This window comes from Streptomyces sp. NPDC043176, assembly GCF_056436715.1.
This window is the reverse complement of the sequence record NZ_JBWKCA010000035.1, coordinates 25,953-44,162: the sequence shown is the minus strand read 5'-3', so window position 1 is coordinate 44,162 and position 18,210 is coordinate 25,953. Positions and strand designations below refer to the sequence as shown.

At 72.3% G+C, this 18,210-nt stretch carries 19 protein-coding genes; 11 read left to right on the top strand and 8 right to left on the bottom strand.

Annotated features, from left to right (window positions below; translation table 11 throughout):
• Positions 1–27: 27 nt before the first annotated feature.
• The 4 genes from AC067A_RS35030 to AC067A_RS35015 all read right to left on the bottom strand — a co-directional run bounded on the left by AC067A_RS35030 (position 28) and on the right by AC067A_RS35015 (position 2,876).
• Positions 28–843 carry an SURF1 family cytochrome oxidase biogenesis protein gene (locus AC067A_RS35030; protein ID WP_479247326.1) on the bottom strand — a complete coding sequence of 272 codons (816 nt, stop codon included), beginning with the start codon at positions 841–843 and terminating at the stop codon, positions 28–30.
• A gap of 95 nt (positions 844–938) precedes the next feature.
• Positions 939–1,172, bottom strand: a complete 234-nt coding sequence (locus AC067A_RS35025; RefSeq protein WP_078905232.1) for a hypothetical protein — start codon at positions 1,170–1,172, stop codon at positions 939–941.
• Positions 1,173–1,236: 64 nt separating this feature from the next.
• The gene (locus tag AC067A_RS35020; RefSeq protein ID WP_479247325.1) at positions 1,237–2,211 is read right to left on the bottom strand and encodes a DEDDh family exonuclease; all 975 of its coding nucleotides are present in this window, start codon (positions 2,209–2,211) and stop codon (positions 1,237–1,239) included.
• A complete protein-coding gene (locus AC067A_RS35015; protein WP_479247324.1) occupies positions 2,208–2,876 on the bottom strand; it encodes a TetR/AcrR family transcriptional regulator in 669 nt (222 codons plus the stop codon). Before AC067A_RS35015 ends, AC067A_RS35020 begins: the two co-directional genes overlap by 4 nt.
• Before the next feature lie 96 nt (positions 2,877–2,972).
• On the opposite strand from AC067A_RS35015, the gene AC067A_RS35010 reads away from it, so the two are divergent.
• From AC067A_RS35010 to AC067A_RS34975, 8 genes are all read left to right on the top strand, one after another.
• The gene (locus AC067A_RS35010) at positions 2,973–3,797 is read left to right on the top strand and encodes an acetoacetate decarboxylase family protein (protein ID WP_479247323.1); all 825 of its coding nucleotides are present in this window, start codon (positions 2,973–2,975) and stop codon (positions 3,795–3,797) included.
• Positions 3,784–4,668 (top strand): SDR family NAD(P)-dependent oxidoreductase, encoded by an 885-nt coding sequence (locus AC067A_RS35005; protein ID WP_479247321.1) that lies wholly within the window; start codon positions 3,784–3,786, stop codon positions 4,666–4,668. The genes AC067A_RS35010 and AC067A_RS35005 overlap by 14 nt, the downstream gene beginning before the upstream one ends.
• A gap of 18 nt (positions 4,669–4,686) precedes the next feature.
• The gene (locus AC067A_RS35000) at positions 4,687–5,967 is read left to right on the top strand and encodes an amidohydrolase family protein (RefSeq protein ID WP_479247319.1); all 1,281 of its coding nucleotides are present in this window, start codon (positions 4,687–4,689) and stop codon (positions 5,965–5,967) included.
• Positions 5,968–5,981: 14 nt separating this feature from the next.
• The gene (locus AC067A_RS34995; RefSeq protein ID WP_479247318.1) at positions 5,982–7,205 is read left to right on the top strand and encodes an amidohydrolase family protein; all 1,224 of its coding nucleotides are present in this window, start codon (positions 5,982–5,984) and stop codon (positions 7,203–7,205) included.
• Positions 7,206–7,232: 27 nt separating this feature from the next.
• A complete protein-coding gene (locus AC067A_RS34990) occupies positions 7,233–7,955 on the top strand; it encodes a VIT1/CCC1 transporter family protein (protein WP_479247356.1) in 723 nt (240 codons plus the stop codon).
• Positions 7,956–8,068: 113 nt separating this feature from the next.
• A complete protein-coding gene (locus AC067A_RS34985; RefSeq protein ID WP_479247316.1) occupies positions 8,069–8,956 on the top strand; it encodes a sterol desaturase family protein in 888 nt (295 codons plus the stop codon).
• Positions 8,953–9,645 (top strand): lysoplasmalogenase, encoded by a 693-nt coding sequence (locus tag AC067A_RS34980; protein WP_479247314.1) that lies wholly within the window; start codon positions 8,953–8,955, stop codon positions 9,643–9,645. Before AC067A_RS34985 ends, AC067A_RS34980 begins: the two co-directional genes overlap by 4 nt.
• An 18-nt stretch (positions 9,646–9,663) precedes the next feature.
• Positions 9,664–10,707 (top strand): zinc-dependent alcohol dehydrogenase family protein, encoded by a 1,044-nt coding sequence (locus AC067A_RS34975; protein WP_479247312.1) that lies wholly within the window; start codon positions 9,664–9,666, stop codon positions 10,705–10,707.
• 162 nt (positions 10,708–10,869) lie between these two features.
• Here AC067A_RS34975 and AC067A_RS34970 read toward each other — a convergent pair whose 3' ends face one another.
• Together AC067A_RS34970 and AC067A_RS34965 are read right to left on the bottom strand one after the other, a co-directional pair.
• Positions 10,870–12,168, bottom strand: a complete 1,299-nt coding sequence (locus tag AC067A_RS34970) for a CoA transferase (RefSeq protein ID WP_479247310.1) — start codon at positions 12,166–12,168, stop codon at positions 10,870–10,872.
• A 101-nt stretch (positions 12,169–12,269) separates the two neighbouring features.
• Positions 12,270–13,805 (bottom strand): S8 family peptidase, encoded by a 1,536-nt coding sequence (locus tag AC067A_RS34965; RefSeq protein WP_479247308.1) that lies wholly within the window; start codon positions 13,803–13,805, stop codon positions 12,270–12,272.
• 274 nt (positions 13,806–14,079) lie between these two features.
• Between AC067A_RS34965 and AC067A_RS34960 the strand changes: the two genes are divergently transcribed.
• The 3 genes from AC067A_RS34960 (at position 14,080) to moaA (ending at position 17,246) form a co-directional block, all read left to right on the top strand.
• Entirely contained in the window at positions 14,080–14,454 is a 375-nt protein-coding gene (locus AC067A_RS34960) for a DUF485 domain-containing protein (RefSeq protein WP_479247306.1), read from the top strand.
• Positions 14,451–16,091: a solute symporter family protein gene (locus AC067A_RS34955; protein ID WP_479247304.1), complete on the top strand. Its 1,641-nt coding sequence runs from the start codon at positions 14,451–14,453 to the stop codon at positions 16,089–16,091. Before AC067A_RS34960 ends, AC067A_RS34955 begins: the two co-directional genes overlap by 4 nt.
• A 165-nt stretch (positions 16,092–16,256) precedes the next feature.
• Positions 16,257–17,246: a GTP 3',8-cyclase MoaA gene (moaA, locus tag AC067A_RS34950; RefSeq protein ID WP_479247302.1), complete on the top strand. Its 990-nt coding sequence runs from the start codon at positions 16,257–16,259 to the stop codon at positions 17,244–17,246.
• 66 nt (positions 17,247–17,312) lie between these two features.
• Here the strand turns inward: moaA and AC067A_RS34945 are convergent, their stop codons facing one another.
• Together AC067A_RS34945 and AC067A_RS34940 are read right to left on the bottom strand one after the other, a co-directional pair.
• On the bottom strand, positions 17,313–17,534 hold the full coding sequence (locus tag AC067A_RS34945) for a hypothetical protein (protein ID WP_479247301.1): 222 nt from the start codon (positions 17,532–17,534) through the stop codon (positions 17,313–17,315).
• A 182-nt stretch (positions 17,535–17,716) separates the two neighbouring features.
• The gene (locus AC067A_RS34940; protein WP_479247299.1) at positions 17,717–18,061 is read right to left on the bottom strand and encodes a DUF3099 domain-containing protein; all 345 of its coding nucleotides are present in this window, start codon (positions 18,059–18,061) and stop codon (positions 17,717–17,719) included.
• Positions 18,062–18,210: the final 149 nt, after the last annotated feature.

Here is an 18,210-nt window from a genome sequence, read left to right as displayed (position 1 = left end):
GCTGTTCCCGGAAGCGGCGCCGGTCAATCAGGGGGACGGGACGGCCGCGACCGGATCCGTGTCCTCCTGAGGGGAACCGGGGACGTCGGATGCCTGTCCGGCCTGCCGGTCGTGCTTCTCCCGGCGTACGAGGATCACCCAGCCGACGGGCACCCCGGCCGCGAACAGCCACCACTGGACGGCGTACGCCATGTGGGCGCCGATCGAGTCGTGGTCGGGTTCGGCGATCTGCTCGGGGGTGTCGTTCCCGGAGGCGGGCTCGATCTGTTCGACGTAGCCGCCGAGCACCTCGCGGCCGGTCAGTTCGGCCTGCTGCCGACTGCTGATCAGCATCACCTGGCGGTCCGGCAGCCCCTTCAGGTCCTTGATCCCGCTCGCGCCGGTCGTCTCGTCGGCCTTGAGCCGACCGGTGACGGTGACCTCGCCCCTGGGGGCGGGCGGCACCGGGGGATAGGCGTGCTGGTCGGCTGCGGCCGGGATCCAGCCCCGGTTGACCAGGACGACCCTGCCGTCCTTCAGTACCAGCGGGGTGAGGACGTGCACGCCCACCCGGTCCTCGGCGTTGGTGCGTCGGCGGACGACCACCTCGTGCGCCGTGTCGAAGGTGCCGGTGGCGGTGACCCGGCGCCAGTAGTCGGCGCGCGGGACGGTGTGACCGGGGGAGGTGAGGTCCTCGACCGGTACCGGCTTCGCGGCGACGTTGTCCGCGATCAGGGCGTTCTGGGCCACCCGGCGCTCGTGCCGGTGGAACTGCCAGAAGCCCAGCTCGATCATCGTCGGGACGAGGACGAGGCCGAGGAGGGTGAGGATCACCCACTGCCGGGACAACAGGAAGCGGTACACCCCATGACGGTACATCCGGGGGCACGGGGCGCACGCAGGGGGGTTCGGCTCGCCCGGAGGCGAGCCCAGGATCGTTTCCTCAGGTCCTGTCCCGCTCACACCCTGTCGACGATGCCCACCTTTCCCTCCGCGCGGGCGCAGTGCCCGCCGCAGTACCAGCTGCCCTCGACCTCGACGCCCTGTCCGATGATCTGGACCCGGCAGTGCTCGCAGATGGGCGCCATCCGGTGGATGGCGCAGGAGAAGCAGTCGAAGACGTGCACCGCGCCCTGCGCGTGCACCTCGAAGGACATGCCGTAATCGTTTCCGCAGACCTCACAACGTGCCATGCGCCACAGGGTGAGGCTCCCCGGCGGGCGGGCGCTGCACGGCACGCCCGCCGGGGCGGGGGTGTCACCCGTCTGCCGGGGTCACGTCCCGCAGCAGCTGCGTGTAGGCGGCCTCGTCGACGACCGGGGTGCCGAAGGACTTGGCCTTCAGCGTCTTGGAGGTCGCCGAGTCGGGGTCGTTGGTGACGAGCAGGCTCGTCAGCCGGGAGACGCTGGTGGCGACGTGGAGCCCGGCGTCGACCGTGCGGTCCTCCAGGAGCTCCCGGTCGACGGAGGTGTCCCCGGAGAACGCGATCCGCATGCCCTGCTTGAGAGGTTTGTCCGACTCGTAACGGCCGGGGTTGGGGTACGGGCACGCCGGACGCTTCCGCGAGGGGCGCCAGCTGTTGGCCCGGTAGGACGACTGGTGGCCGAGGCGCGGCTGCGCGGGCGTCGAGGCCCACTCCGTCAGCGGGCGGCACTCCAGGAGCGGCAGCCGGACGTTCCGCTCCGCCGCCGCGTGCAGGCTCGGCCGGAACGCCTCCGCCAGGACCCGGGCGTCGTCCAGCGCGTTGTGCGCGCGCTGCTGCACCACGCCGAAGTGCGCGGCGAGCGACTCCAGCTTGTGGTTGGGCAGCGGCAGCGACAGCTCCTTGGCGAGCGCGATCGTGCACAGCCGCTGCCGCACGGGCGCCGCCGACTCCGCGCGCGCGTACTCCCGGGCGATCATCTGCCAGTCGAACATCGCGTTGTGCGCGACGAGCACCCGCCCGTCGAGCCGCGCCGCGAACTCCGCCGCGATCTCCGGGAACAGCGGAGCGCCCTCAAGGACGTCGCTGGTCAGCCCGTGGATCCACACCGGCCCGGGGTCCCGCTCGGGGTTCACCAGCGTGTACCAGTGGTCCTCGACGTTCCCCTGGGCGTCCAGCCGGTAGACGGCAGCCGACACTATCCGGTCGTCGCGGGCGAGTCCGGTGGTCTCCACGTCGACGACCGCGTACCCCTGCGGGTAGGCGGCCGGCCACGTCGCTGCTGTCGTACGGTCGTCAAACACGGTCACTGAGAATACGGCCCGCGACCGACCGCTCCGTCCCCGGTGCCCCCGCGGGTGCCGGCGAGCAGTCCGTCGACCAGTGCCCGTACGGAGTCCACGAAGAGCAGCTCGGTGTCGATCGGGGCCGCCAGGGCGCGGGCCAGCGGCCCGTCGGCCTCCGCGTCCTCCCCGCGCCACAGCTCCTCCTCGGCGGGCGACTGGGCCGGGGCGCGTTCGCGGTTGCGTTCGACGAGGACGTAGCCGACGACCTGGAACTGGACGGCGCGCACGGCGCGGGCGGCGGCCGCGCCCCGGAGGCCCGCGGCATGGGCCTCGTGGACCAGGGCGCGCTGCGCCGGCAGGAACATCCGCTCGGTGAGACCCCGTTCGTGGACCATCGCGACGAGGTGCGGGCGCTCGCGCAGGGCGAGCCGCAGGGAGCGGGCGACGGACACCATCCGCTCGGCCGGGGTCGTCCCCCGCGGGCGGATGGCGCCGAGGTCGGCGACGGTACGGGCGACGAGCGCGTCCAGGAGCGACTCGCGGTTGCCGACGTGCCAGTAGATCGAGGTGACGGCGGTGCCGAGTTCGGCCGCCAGCCTGCGCATGGTCAGGGCGGCCGGGCCGTGCTCCCTCACCAGGGCGGCGGCGGTGTCCAGCACCTCGTCGCGGCTCAGTGCGGAGCGCGCCATCGGATCCCCCAACTCCTCTGCGTGCACGGGTCTTTACCGTTCATCGCCATCGGTGTAACTGTGTTACAGGCCGACGATCCCGAAGGGTGGTACGTCATGGCACGTGTACGGTACGGGGCGCGCAGCGACGCGGAGGCGGCGGCGGCCCGCGAGCGGTCCGCCAAGCTCCCCGACATCTGGTCCACCGGCGTGGTCGCCGTCTGGGAGACCGATCCGGACGTCGTCGCGGCGGTCCTGCCGCCCCCGCTGAAACCCACCGCGCGCCCCCTCGTGCGCGCCAACATCAGCCGGGTCGACCTGCCCGGCTACCCCCTCGGCGCCGGCTCCGTGGCGGTCGCCGCGGCCCACGGCGACCGGGAGGGCTGGTATCCGCTGGTCATGCCGATGACCCACGAGCGGGCCCTGGTCGGCGGCCGCGAGGTCTTCGGCGAGCCGAAGAAGCTGGGCGACGTCACCGTCGAGCGCGACGGCCTCGTCGTCCGGGCGTCCCTGGCCCGGCACGGCATCGCCTTCGTGGAGGTGCGCGGCGCGGTCTCCGGCCCGCTGCCGCTGCCGGAGCCCGTCGAGAAGACCGACTTCTACTTCAAGTTCCTGCCCGGCGTCGAGGGCTCCGGCTTCGACGCCGATCCCGTCCTCGTCCACTGCGTCCGCAACGAGAAGGTGCGCAGGCTGGAGCGGGTCACCGGCGACGTGGTGCTGCGCGAGTCCATGTACGACCCCGTCGCCGACCTCCCCGTACGCCGGCTCGTCGAGATCACGATCGGCGAGAAGACCACCGACCAGAAGGGCACGGTCGCCGAACGCGTCTCCGCCCGTGACCTGCTGCCCTTCGTCCACCAGCGGTACGACGACCCGCTCCAGATCCTGGACGGCCCGCCCGAGACGAGCGTCCGGCAGGGGGCGTCCGATGGAGCTGCGTGAGGGACAGGTCGCCGTCGTCACCGGCGCGGCGAGCGGCATCGGCCTCGCCATGGCCCGCCGCTTCGCCGCCGAAGGGCTCGCCGTCGTCCTCGGGGACGTCGAGCGGGGCGCCCTCGAAGCGGCGGCCGACGAGCTGATGGCGAGCGGGGCGCAGGTCCTCGCCCGGACCGTCGACGTCTCCGACCCCGACGAGGTCCGGGCGTTCGCGGACGCCGCGTACGACGCCTTCGGCGCCGTCCACGTCCTCTGCAACAACGCGGGCGTCGGCTCCGGCGCCGAGGGCCGCATGTGGGAGCACGAGCCCAACGACTGGAAGTGGGCCTTCTCCGTCAACGTCTGGGGCGTCTTCCACGGCATCCAGGCCTTCGTCCCGCGCATGCTCGCGAGCGGCGAGCCCGGCCACGTCGTCAACACCTCCTCCGGCGACGGCGGCATCGCCCCGCTGCCCACCGCCTCCGTGTACGCGGTCACCAAGGCGGCCGTCGTCACCATGACCGAATCGCTCTACGCCCACCTCAGGGCCGAGCACGCGCGCGTGGGGGCGTCCGTGCTCTTCCCCGGACCGCACATGCTCCGCACCGGCCTGTGGGAGTCGCACCGCAACCGGCCCGAGCGGTACGCCAAGCAGCGGCCGCGCCGCACCCCGTACCGCAGCCTCGACCAGTGGGAGGCCGCCATGAAGGAGGCCGGGCACGAGGTCGCCTTCACGCCCGTGGAGGAGGTCGCCGAGCACGTCGTCGACGGCATCCGCGCCGACCGCTTCTGGATGCTGCCGGCGAGCGAGCACAGCGACCGCCAGATCAGGGCGCGCTCGCAGGCCATGCTCGACCGCGCCAACCCGTCCTACCTGGAGAGCTTCATCCTCGACTGACCGGCCAAGGAGCCCGACGTGAGCTTCGAAGACCCGTACCTGATCATCTCCTCCGACTGCCATGCCGGGCTCCCCACCGAGGAGTACCGGCCCTATCTCGACTCCCGCTTCCACCGGGCCTTCGACGACTTCCTGGCGGGGCGCGACGCCCGCCGCGAGGCGATGACCCGGCTCGGGGTGCGCAACGAGGCCTTCGCGAACAAGTGGTTCAGCGACAACGAGGAGGGCCTGCGCGGCGGCTGGGACGCCGCGCAGCGGATCAAGGAGCTCGACGGCGACGGGGTGGCCGCCGAGGTCGTCTTCCCCGACGCGGACGCCGTCGACAGCCGGACCGCCGCGCCCTTCGGCGTCGGCCTCGGCCTCTCCGGCGACCAGGACCCCGAGCTCGGCATGGCGGGCGCGAAGGCGCACAACCGCTGGCTCGCCGAGTTCGTCGGACAGAACCCGCAGCGGCACTGCGGGGTCGCCCTCCTCCCCGTCACCGCCGACGTCCGCGAGGTCGTCGCCGAGATCCACCGGGCCAAGGAGTCCGGCCTCGGCGCGCTGATGATCCCCTCCATGTGGGTCGACAAGACCCCCTACCACGACCGGCACTACGACCCGGTGTGGGCGGCCGCCGCCGAGACCGGCATGCCGGTCGTCACCCACTCCGGGGCCGCGCCCCGCGAGGAGTACGGCGACCACCTTGGGATCTACGTCTCCGAGGTCACCTGGTGGCCGGCCAGGCCGCTGTGGTTCCTGCTCTGGTCCGGGGCCTTCGAGCGCCACCCGGGACTCCGGTTCGGCGTCGCCGAGTCCGGCTGCTGGTGGCTGCCCAACCTCCTCTGGTTCATGGACCGGCTCTACCTCGGCGCGCACGGCGGCAAGAAGCTGTCCCCGTTCGCGGAGCTGAAGCGGCCGCCGAGCGAGTACCTGGACCGGCAGGTCTTCGTCTGCGCCACCAACACCAAGCGGCGCGAACTGGCCCAGCGGTACGAGATCGGCGTCGACAACATCCTGTGGGGCTCCGACTTCCCGCACCCGGAGGGCACCTGGCCCGACACGCGCGCGTGGCTGCGGAGGACCTTCCACGACATCCCGGTCGAGGAGACCCGGCGGATGCTCGGCCTGGCCGCGGCGGAGGTCTTCGGCTTCGACCCCGGCGCGCTGGCGCCGATCGCCCGCCGGATCGGCCCCACCCCCGCGGACCTCGGCCAGCCCGCCGACCAGGCCGCCGTGGAGGCCTCCTGGGCGCGCTCGCGCGAGGTCGGCCGCCACTGGCTGACGGACCACGACCTCCCGGTCATCGGAACGAACTGATGGGGGACGAACCGATGGACAGGTACACCGTCGTCTCCGCCGACTGCCACGCGGGCGCCGACCTCCTCGACTACCGGCCCTACCTGGAGCGCAGGCACCACGAGGCGTTCGACGCGTGGGCGGCCGACTACGTCAACCCCTACGAGGACCTCCTCGCCGACACCGCCGACCGCAACTGGAACTCGCGGCGCCGGCTCGCCGAACTGGAGGCGGACGGGATCGTCGCCGAGGTCGTCTTCCCCAACACCGTCCCGCCGTTCTTCCCCTCCGCCTCCCTCATGGCCCCGCCGCCGACCCGCGAGGAGTACGAGCTCCGCTGGGCCGGCCTGCGCGCCCACAACCGCTGGCTGGCCGACTTCTGCGCGGACGCGCCGGGCCGCCGCGCGGGCGTGGCGCAGATCCTGCTCAACGACGTGGACGAGGCGGTACGGGAGATCCGCCGCGCGAAGGAGGCGGGCCTGACCGGCGGCATCCTGCTGCCCGGCGCCCCACCGGGGTCCGGCGTGCCCGAGCTCTACTCGGAGACGTACGACCCGATCTGGGCGGTCTGCGCCGAGCTCGACGTCCCGGTCAACCACCACGGAGGCTCGGCGTCGCCGCCGCTCGGCGACGAACCCGCGGCCCGCGCCGTCTTCATGGTGGAGACCACGTGGTTCTCCCACCGGGCCCTGTGGCACCTCGTCTTCGGCGGCGCGTTCCGCCGCCACCCGGACCTCAGGCTCGTCCTGACGGAGCAGGGCTCCGGCTGGATCCCCGGGGTCATGGACATGCTGGACTACTACCACGCCCGGCTCGTCGCGGCGGCGACGCGGGCGACGACGGCGGAGTCCCGGTTCGGCGCCGGACTCGCCGCGTCCATGGGCAAGGGCCCCAGCGAGGTGTGGCGGGACAACTGCTACGTCGGCGCCAGCTTCATGCGCCCGCACGAGGTGCCGCTGCGCGAGCGGATCGGCCTCGACAAGATCATGTGGGGCAGCGACTACCCGCACGACGAGGGCACCACCCCGTACTCCCGCGAAGGGCTCCGGATCGCCTACGCGGGCGTGCCGAGGGACGAGGTCGCCGCCATGGTCGGCGGCAACGCGGCCCGCGTCTACGGCTTCGACCTCGCCCTCCTCGACCGGCTCGCCGCCGTCCACGGGCCGACCGTCGAGGAGATCGCCGAGCCGCTGAAGGAGGTGCCCGAGGGCGCCACGAGCCCGGCGTTCGCCCCTGGCGGGTCGGTCCGCGTCTGGTAACCCGCCGGGTGCGACCCTCCTGACGTGATGTCACCCCCCGCACCGGACGCCGCACACGACGAGGCCCACGGCGGAGGTCTCGGCTCCCGTCTCAACTGGCTCCGTGCCGCCGTGCTCGGGGCCAACGACGGAGTCGTCTCCACCGCCGGCCTCGTCGTCGGCGTCGCCGGCGCCACCGAGTCCCGGGCCGCCCTGCTCACGGCCGGCCTCTCCGGGCTGCTCGCCGGTTCGATGTCGATGGCGGCGGGGGAGTACGTCTCGGTCTCCACCCAGCGCGACTCCGAGAAGGCGGCGCTCGCCCAGGAGAAGCGCGAACTGCGCGAACAGCCGGAGGCCGAGCTCCGCGAACTGACCGGCCTCCTCGCCTCCCGCGGCCTCTCCCCGGACGTGGCCAGGGAGGCCGCCGAACAGCTCACCGAGCGCGACGCCCTGCGCGCCCACGCGCGCGTGGAGCTGGGCATCGACCCCGACGCCCTCACCAACCCCTGGCACGCCGCCGGAGCCAGCTTCCTCGCCTTCACCGTCGGCGCCCTGCTCCCGCTCCTCGCGATCGTCCTCCCGCCCGCCTCCGCCCGCCTCTGGGTCACCGTCCTCTCCGTCCTCGCCGCCCTCACCCTCACCGGCTGGTGGAGCGCCCGCCTCGGCAGCGCCCCCGCGGCCCCGGCCGTCCTCCGCAACGCGGGCGGCGGGGCGCTGGCGATGGCGGTCACCTACGGGGCGGGCTCCCTGCTCGGGGCGGCCGGAGTGTAGGGGCGGGCCAGTGGTGTTGTCGGAAGGTGCCAAAGCTTGCTGACAAGTCGTCTCACTTACTTGTGAGCAATCACGTCTAGTCGCGTCCGCCCGCCGCCCCTACCGTCGACGGCATGCCGAACCTGCCCGATGTCGTGCTCTGGTCCATACCGGCGTTCGTCCTGCTCACCGTCCTGGAGATGGTCGGCCACCGCCTCCGCCCCGACGAGGACGCCGCCGGCTACGAGACCAAGGACGCCGCCACCAGCATCGGCATGGGGCTCGGGAGCCTCGCCTTCGACGCGCTGTGGAAGATCCCCGTGGTCGCGATCTACACCGCCGTCCACGAGCTGACCCCGCTCCGCGTCCCCGTCCTGTGGTGGACGATCCCGCTCATGCTGCTCGCCCAGGACTTCCTCTACTACTGGCAGCACCGAGGCCACCACGTCATCCGGATCCTCTGGGCCTGCCACGTCGTCCACCACAGCAGCCGCAGGTTCAACCTCAGCACCGCCCTGCGCCAGCCGTGGACCGGCGTGACGGGCTGGCCGTTCTACCTGCCGATGATCGTCCTCGGCGTCCACCCCGCGGCCGTCGCCTTCTGCTCCTCGGTCAACCTCGTCTACCAGTTCTGGATCCACACCGAGCGCATCGGGAAGCTCCCCCGGCCGTTCGAGTACGTCCTCAACACCCCCTCGCACCACCGCGTCCACCACGCCTCCCAGGGCGGCTACCTGGACCGTGACTTCGGCGGCGTCCTCATCGTCTGGGACCGGATGTTCGGGTCCTGGGCCGGCGAGACCGACCGGCCCGTCTACGGCCTCACCAAGAACATCGAGACCTACAACCCGCTGCGCGTCGCCACCCACGAGTACGCCGCCATCGCCCGCGACCTCCGCGCCGCCCACGACTGGCGCGAGCGCGCCGGCCGCGTCTTCCGCGGCCCCGGCTGGCAGCCCGCCGACACCGGCGGAACCGGCCCCGTCACCGGGAAGGCGACCGCACCGGAGGCCGCCGCGTGAGCACCACCCCGGCCGCCGCACCCGGCGCAGCCGCACCCGCCGCCGCGCGCCCCGCCCCGACCGCCGTCTCCCGCGCGCTGCTCGTCGCCTTCGCGCTCGCGGCCGCCGTCGACCTGGGCTCACTGCTCGCCGGCGCCGAGCTCGGCCACCGGATCGCCAAGCCGCTCCTGATGCCGCTGCTCGCCGCGTACGCCCTCACCCTCGGCGCCCCGAAGCCGCTCACCGCCGCACTCCTCTTCGGATGGGGAGGCGACGTGTTCCTGCTCTCCGACGCCGACCGGGCGTTTTTGGCCGGCATGGGCTCCTTCGCCGCCGGACACGTGTGCTACCTGGTCCTCTTCGGCCGCGGGCGCACGTCCCCGGCGCTCGGCGCCCTGTACGCGGCGGCCCTCGCCGGCACCGTCGTCCTCCTCTGGCCCGACCTCCCCGCCGACCTGCGGATCCCCGTCGCCGGCTACTCGCTGCTGCTCACCGCGATGGCCTACCGCGCGAGCGCCCTGGGACTCCTGGCCGGCCTCGGCGGCGCCCTGTTCCTGCTGTCCGACACCCTCATCGCCACCGGCGTCGCCGCCTGGCCCCAGCTGCCCGCGCCCGACTTCTGGGTGATGCTGACCTACATCGCGGCGCAGTACCTGCTGGCGGCGGGAGCACTCCACGCGATATACGGTGAACGTCGTACAACCGTCTGACAGCGAGGAGCGCCACCCATGCGCGCCACCACCATCCACGCCCCGTTCGACATGCGCGTGGAGGACGTACCCGATCCGGTGATCCAGGAGCCCACGGACGTCGTCCTGCGCGTCCTGCGCGCCTGCATCTGCGGCAGCGACCTGTGGGCCTACCGCGGCGAGTCCGCCCGGCAGCCCGGCCAGCGGATCGGCCACGAGTTCCTCGGCATCGTCGAGGCGGCCGGCTCCGAGGTCACCGGCTTCGTCCCCGGCGACCTCGTCGTCGCCCCCTTCGTCTGGTCCGACGGCACCTGCGCCTACTGTGCCGAGGGCCTCCAGACCTCCTGCCCGCGCGGCGGCTTCTGGGGCTCCGCCGGCTCCGACGGCGGCCAGGGCGAGGCCGTCCGCGTCCCCGTCGCCGACGGCACCCTCGTCAAGCTGCCCGCCGAGGCCGCCTCCGACGACCGGCTCCTCACCGCGCTGCTCGCCCTCTCCGACGTCATGGGCACCGGCCACCACGCCGCCCTCGGCGCCGGCGTGAAGCCCGGCTCCACCGTCGCGGTCGTCGGCGACGGCGCCGTCGGACTCTGCGGCGTCCTCGCGGCCAAGCGCCTCGGCGCCGAGCGGATCATCGCCCTCGGCCGGCACACCGCCCGCACCGACATCGCCCGCCTCTTCGGCGCCACCGACGTCGTCGCCGAGCGCGGCGAGGCCGCCCAGGCCGCCGTGCGCGAGCTCACCCGCGGCCAGGGCGCCCACGGCGTCATCGAGGCCGTCGGCACCGAGCAGTCCATGCGCACCGCCGTCGCCATCACCCGCGACGGCGGCTCCGTCGGCTACGTCGGCGTCCCCCACGGCAGCGGCACCGGCCTCGACCTCGACGACATGTTCGACCGCAACATCGCCCTGCGCGGCGGTGTCGCACCCGTCCGCGCCTACATCCCCGAGCTCCTCCCCGACATCCTCTCCGGCGCCATCGACCCCTCCCCGGTCTTCGACCTCACCGTCGACCTCGACGGCGTCCCCCACGGCTACAAGTCCATGGACGACCGCTCCGCCCTCAAGGTCCTCATCAAGCCGTAACGGCCACCCGAACCACGCGGGGGGACGCTCCACAAGCGCCCCCGCGTGGCCACTCCGTCCCCCTCCCACGGGTGGGCAATCGCTCCGCGGGGCGGAACGAGCCGGGGCGGGCACACGCCCTGCCGGGTGCCCGCCCCGGCCCGTTCCGCCCGTACGGCCCCGTCAGGCCCCGAGCCACTCCGGCGCATCCGCCCCCGCGAGCCCCGGCGGCCGGGACCACCCCGCGGGCCCGCCCTCGTAGGACACGGGCGACGAGGCGTACCGCAGGCGCCCCAGCGGCCCCTCGGACTCGGCCAGGTACGGCTCCGCCTCGTACCGCGGCAGCGAGGCCGTCAGCCAGTGCCCGGTCTGTGCCAGCGCGAGGCGTACGAGACGTCCGCCGCCCTCCTCCCGCTGCTCGGTCAACGACCGCAACACCGCGGCTGTCAGCAGATACCCCGTCCCGTGGTCCAGCGCCTGCGCCGGCAGCGCCCCCGGCTCCTCCGCCGACCCCTCCACCGCGGCGATCCCCGTCGCCACCTGCACCAGGGAGTCGAAGCCGCGCCGCCCGGCCCACGGCCCGTAGTCGCCCCAGGCGGAGAGGCGGGCGGTCACCAGGCCGGGCCGGTCGAGGTCGAAGCGGTCGAGCGCGCCCGGCCGGTAGCCGGTGACCAACACGTCGGCGGCGTCGAGGAGTTCGTCGAGGGTCCGCCGGTCCGAGGGCCGGTCCAGATCGAGCGCGGCCGTCCGCTTGCCGACGTCCGTGTCCGCGTGCTGGTCCGGCAGTTCGGGGTTGCCGGGCGGATCGATCCGCAGCACGTCCGCGCCGAGCAGCGCCAGGGTCCGGGTGGCGACGGGCCCGGCGATGACCCGCGTCAGATCGAGGACCCGCAGCGGCCCCGTACGGCGCCGGGGCGGGGCGTCGTCGAGCCGCTCCCGGGTCAGCAAGGGCCGTGCCGCCACCTCCCGGCCCTGCTCGCTCGCGGCCCACTCGCCGGGCGTCCGCAGGGCGACGGCCAGGCCCCCGGCCGCGTACACCGCCGTCTCGACCTCGTGGGCCTTGCGCTCGCCGATCGCCGCCGCGACGGCCTCGACCGAATCGGCCGCGTTCAGCGCGGTGAGCAACGCCGCTTTGTGGTGAGGGTAGTTGGCGTGCGTACGGACCCATCCGTCGGCCGCACGCCAGAACCGCGACAGGGGCGCGAAGCTCACCGGTGCCCGCCCGTCGATCCGTAGATGCCGCTCGCTCACGAAGGCGGTGGCGACGGCCCCGTCGTCCACCCGCACCGGCCCCGGAAGGCCCGCGTGCTCCACGGCGGCGAGCGAGCAGACGGCGACCGAGGCCCGGGCCAGGTCCATCACGGGCAGCCGCGCGGGCAGCAGCCCGGAGACCCCGCCGTACTCCACCCGGTCGACGAGGGCGGGATCGCCGCCCAGGGCCGACCACAGCAACTCCGTACCGGAACGCACTGTGTTGTCCATGACGGCACTATGGCACCCGGTGCCACGCGAAGAGCCCCGGTGTGGCACACCACACCGGGGCTCTCCGTCACCTGACCTCCGCGATCAGGACCTGCCCGGCCTCAGCGGCGGACGGCGTCCAGCGCGTCGAGCAGACCGGCTCCGTAGAAGCCGTTCTTGTTCTTGCCGCCCTCGCAGACGGCGTCGATCTTGCCGTCGCCCTCGATGTCGTACGGGTTGGTGCAGGCGCGGTCGTCGGCCTGCGCGTAGAGCAGCGCCTTGAGGGCCGCCGGGCTCGCGTGGGGGTGCGTCGACTTCAGGAGCGCCAGGACGCCCGCCACGTGCGGCGCGGCCATCGAGGTGCCGGCCTTGTAGTTGTAGCCGCCGTTGACCGTGGTCGACAGGATGCGGCCGTTGACCGCCGGGGCGTCCGGGGTCTGGTACTCGGTGCGGTCACCGCCGGGGGCGGCGATGTCGATCACGCCGAGACCGTAGTTGGAGTAGGACGCCTTGAGGCCCTTGGCGCCGGTCGCGGAGACCGTCACGACGCCCGGCAGCATGCCCGGGTAGTCGAAGCACTCCTTCGGGTCGATGACCCGGTCGCCCGGCGTGGTGTCGTTCGGGCTGCTGTTGTCGAGGATCGAGTCGGCGGCCAGGTCGAACTTGGAGTTGCCGGCCGCGGCCACATTGACCGCGCCCTTCTTCTCCGCGTACCGGCTCGCGCGGGTGACCGCCTCGATGAGGGCCTTCTGGTCCTCGTCGTTCTTGCAGGCGAACATCCACGGGTCGGTGTAGTAGCTGTTGTTCGTGACGTCGACGCCGTGCTCGGCCGCCCACACGAAGCCGCAGACCACGGCCTCGGTGTAGAAGAAGCCGTCCGGGGTGGACACCTTGATGCCGGAGACCTTGACGCCCGGGGCGACACCGGTGATGCCGACGCCGTTCTTGGCGGCGGCGATCGTGCCGGCGACGTGCGTGCCGTGGTCGCTCTCGCCCGGGTTGGGGCGCCACGATCCGGCGGTCGTGTCCGGCTTGCCGGTCACGCAGTTGGCGGACGCGCCGGCGTCGAAGTTCGGCGCCAGGTCCGGGTGGGTGTCGTCGACACCCGTGTCGATGACGCCGACGGTGACGCGCTTGCTGCCGAGCGTCCTCTGGTGGGCCTTGTCGGCCTTGATCGCCGGGAGGTCCCACTGCAGGGGCTCCAGCGGGTCCTGCTCGTCCGTGGCGCCGGCGGCGGCGGCCTTGGCCTCGGCCGCGGACAGCGTCTGCGTGCCCTCGTCGACGGCGTCGTCGGACTGGACGGTGAGCGGGGCGGTACGGGTCGAACCGGCCGACACCACGCCGCGCGCCTGACGGATCGTCTTCGCGAACTCGGGGTTCTGCGAGTGGACGACTATCACGCCTATCTGGTCGTACGAGATGACCACCTCGCCGCCCGCGGCGGCGATCGCCTTCTTCACCGAGGCGGCCGTCCAGCGGCCACCCTCGATGTTGACGACGTACGACAGCTTCGGGCCGTTCGTCGCGACGGTGGCCGAGGCACCACTCAGTTCCGCGGCGGAGGCGGCGCCGGGGGCAAGGAAGCCGAGCGAGGCCGTGAGCGCGAGACCAACCGGCAGAGCGAGTGCTCGGCCGCGCCTCGATCCCAGATGAGCCATGGGTTCTCCACATCATCCGTATGTACTGCCCGCGCGCGGGTTTGCGCGCGGGCAGGTGCATGACGAGTGAAGCTATCGCTGATCTTCCCGAACGTTCAATGAGTCGAGAAGACTTCATGAAGATCTGTTCAAGGAATTCCCCCCGTGTGAACCGCTTCGCTTCCGGCTCCGTGCCGTTGGTCAGGGGAGTGGCTCCGCTCGGAGCCCCGCTCTCGCACCCCCCGGTGAGGCCCCCTTGACCATGCCGTCCGCCCCCGCGTCACGAGGAGATTCCGTGGCTACCGAAGCACCGCCGCCGCCCAGGAACGGGACGGAGACCGACCACGGTCCCGCGTCGCCCACGACGGAGCAGTTCGTCGAGGTGCAGAAAGGCGAGGAATTCGGCGAACTGCGCCGTACGTACCGTTCGTTCGCCTTCCCCCTCACCCTCGCCTTCATCGCCTGGTACCTGCTGTACGTCCTGCTCTCCAACTACGCCGGCGACTTCATGGGGACCAAGCTCTTCGGCAACATCAACGTGGCGCTCGTCCTCGGCCTCGGCCAGTTCCTCACCACCTTCCTCATCGCCTGGCTCTACTCGCGGCACGCGGCGAACCGCCTCGACCCCCAGGCAGAGGCCATCCGACACCGTATGGAGGGCGACGCATGAGCACCCCCGTCCTGCTCGCCGCGGGCAACGCCACCAGCGAGCACCGGCCGCTGATCATCGCCCTCTTCGGGGCCTTCGTCGTCGCCACCCTGTTCATCACCGTCTGGGCGGGGCGGCAGACCCGCAGCGCCGCCGACTTCTACGCCGGCGGCGGCCAGTTCACCGGCTTCCAGAACGGCCTCGCCATCTCCGGCGACTACATGTCCGCCGCGTCCTTCCTCGGCATCAGCGGCGCCATCGCCCTCTACGGATACGACGGCTTCCTCTACTCGATCGGCTTCCTCGTCGCCTGGCTCGTCGCCCTGCTCCTGGTCGCCGAACCGCTGCGCAACTCCGGCCGCTTCACCATGGGCGACGTCCTCGCCTACCGGATGCGCCAGCGGCCCGTCCGCACCGCCGCCGGCACCTCCACCATCGTCGTCTCGATCTTCTACCTGCTCGCGCAGATGGCGGGCGCGGGCGTGCTCGTCTCGCTGCTGCTCGGCATCACCAGCGACGGCGGCAAGGTCGCGATCGTCGCCCTCGTCGGCGTCCTGATGATCGTCTACGTGACCATCGGCGGCATGAAGGGCACCACCTGGGTGCAGATGGTGAAGGCCGTCCTGCTCATCGCGGGCACCCTCCTCATCACCTTCCTCATCCTCCTGAAGTTCGACTTCAACCTCTCGCAGCTGCTCGGCGCGGCCGCCACCCACAGCGGCAAGGGCGACGCCTTCCTGGAGCCCGGCCTCAAGTACGGCACCACCGCCGTCTCGAAGCTCGACTTCATCTCCCTCGGCATCGCCCTCGTCCTCGGCACCGCCGGCCTGCCGCACATCCTGATCCGCTTCTACACGGTGCCGACCGCCAAGGCCGCCCGTAAGTCGGTCAACTGGGCCATCGGCATCATCGGCGCCTTCTACCTGATGACGATCGTCCTCGGCTTCGGTGCCGCCGCCCTGCTCAGCGGCGACGCCATCAAGGCGTCCAACAAGGCGGGCAACACGGCGGCCCCGCTCACCGCCCTCGAAGTCGGCGGCGGCGCCGGCTCCACCGGCGGCGCGATCCTCCTCGCCGTCATCTCCGCCGTCGCCTTCGCCACCATCCTCGCCGTCGTCGCCGGCCTGACCCTGGCGTCGTCCTCGTCCTTCGCGCACGACATCTACGCGAACGTGATCAAGCGGGGGAAGGCCACCGAGCGCGAGGAGATGAGGGCCGCCCGCTGGTCCACCGTCCTCATCGGCATCGTGTCGATCGCCCTCGGAGCCCTCGCCCGCGACCTCAACGTCGCCGGCCTGGTCGCCCTCGCCTTCGCGGTCGCCGCCTCGGCCAACCTGCCGACGATCCTCTACTCGCTCTTCTGGAAGCGGTTCACCACCCAGGGCGCGCTGTGGTCGATCTACGGCGGACTGATCTCCTCCGTCGTCCTCGTCCTCTTCTCGCCCGTCGTCTCCGGCGGCCCGGCCTCGATGTTCAAGGGCGTGGACTTCCACTGGTTCCCCCTGGAGAACCCCGGCCTCGTGTCGATCCCGCTCGGCTTCCTCCTCGGCTGGCTCGGCTCGCTCCTGTCCAAGGAGGAGCCGGACCCGGGCAAGTACGCCGAGCTCGAGGTCAAGTCGCTCACCGGAGTGGGGGTCGCCGCCGCGGTCAAGCACTGACCGCGGGGCACCGGACCGTATACGGTCGGCGACCGCCGGACGGCCGCGTCGTAGAGTTCTACGACGCGGCCGTCCCGGTCCTCGTGAGAATCGACCCTGCTCGTCGGCCGTGGGCTCACGTAGGCTCGGAACACACGCATCCACACGACGGGGAGGGGGCCCACAGTGCTCATCGACACCTACGGCAGGGTGGCCACCGACCTGCGCGTCTCGCTCACCGACCGCTGCAATCTGCGCTGCACCTACTGCATGCCCGAAGAGGGCCTCCAGTGGCTGGCCAAGCCGGACCTGCTCACCGACGACGAGATCGTGCGGCTGATTCGGATCGCGGTCACCGACCTCGGCGTCACCGAGGTCCGCTTCACCGGCGGCGAACCGCTGCTCCGCCCCGGCCTCGTCGGCATCGTCGAGCGCTGCGCCGCCCTCGCACCGCGCCCCCGGATGTCCCTCACCACCAACGGCATCGGGCTCAAGCGCACCGCGACCGCCCTCAAGGCCGCCGGGCTCGACCGGGTGAACGTCTCCCTCGACACCCTGCGCCCCGACGTCTTCAAGACCCTCACCCGCCGTGACCGCCACCAGGACGTCCTCGACGGCATGGCCGCCGCCCGGGACGCCGGTCTCACCCCGGTCAAGGTCAACGCCGTCCTGATGCCCGGGCTCAACGCCGACGAGGCACCCGACCTCCTCGCCTGGGCGATCGACGAGGGGTACGAGCTCCGCTTCATCGAGCAGATGCCGCTCGACGCCCAGCACGGCTGGAAGCGCGACGGCATGATCACGGCCGGTGACATCCTGGAGTCCCTGCGCACCCGCTTCACGCTCACCGCCGAGGGCGCCGACGAGCGCGGTTCGGCCCCCGCGGAGCGCTGGGTCGTCGACGGCGGACCGCACACGGTCGGGGTCATCGCCTCCGTCACCCGTCCGTTCTGCCGGGCCTGCGATCGCACCCGCCTCACCGCCGACGGGCAGGTCCGCACCTGCCTCTTCGCCACCGAGGAGACGGACCTGCGGGCCGCGCTCCGCTCGGACGCCACCGACGAGGCGGTCGCCGGGATCTGGAAGAAGGCGATGTGGGGCAAGAAGGCCGGCTCCGGTCTCGACGACCCGAGCTTCCTCCAGCCCGACCGCCCGATGTCGGCGATCGGCGGCTGACCCCGGCAGCCCCCAAAACCCGAAGGACCCCCGGAAAACCCGGGGGTCCTCAGGTTCTCGGGGGTTCTACTCGTCCTCGGAGCCCGACTCCCACTCCGCGAGCGGGACGACGTCCTTCAGGAAACCCCGCACGCCCAGGAACTGGGAGAGGTGCTCGCGGTGCTCCTCGCACGCGAGCCAGGTCTTGCGCCGCTCGGGCGTGTGCAGCTTCGGGTTGTTCCACGCGAGGACCCAGACGGCGTCGGCGCGGCAGCCCTTGGCGGAACAGATCGGCTTCTCTTCACTCACCTGATCATTGTCCAGCAAGGGCGATGCCGAGCAGCCACGGGGGGAGCTGCCCGGCATCGGTCCGTCGCTCCGACGGGGGATGCGGAGCGCGTAGGAAGTATGTCACGGCACACGGGGTGTGGTGCACAGGAACTTCATGATTGATCTGAGCTTTTCTTGAGCTTTCCGGCCACTGTCCGTGATCACTTCCGGCCGTTCGGCTCGTCCGTGTCCGTGTCGTCCGCCGCCTCGGCCGCGCCGAGCGCGGGCCGTGCCGGAGTCGGTACGAAGGTGGAGGGAAGGGACGGAGCCGACTCCCGTCCCGCGTTGGCGATGACGACGGCGACATAGGGGAGCAGGATCCCCAGGGCCAGCGCCACGAAGGCCACGTGCCGCTCGACGTTCCACAGCACCGCGGCCGCGATCACGGAGAGCGTCCGCACCGTCATCGAGATGACGTACCGCCGCTGCCGTCCCCGCACGTCGTCGGTGAGCCCCTGCCGGGCCCCCGTGATGCGGAAGACTTCGGTCCCGCCATGCTTCGGCATCACCGTCCACCACCCACCGCTCGTGCCGGACCCTCCCTGGTCCGGACCTCTTTCCACCGTACGCCCGCTCCTCCGCGGCGACGAGGCCGGGGCACGTATGGCGGTGTCCGACATGCGCCGTATGGCCGGCGGGTCGAGACTGGGCGCAC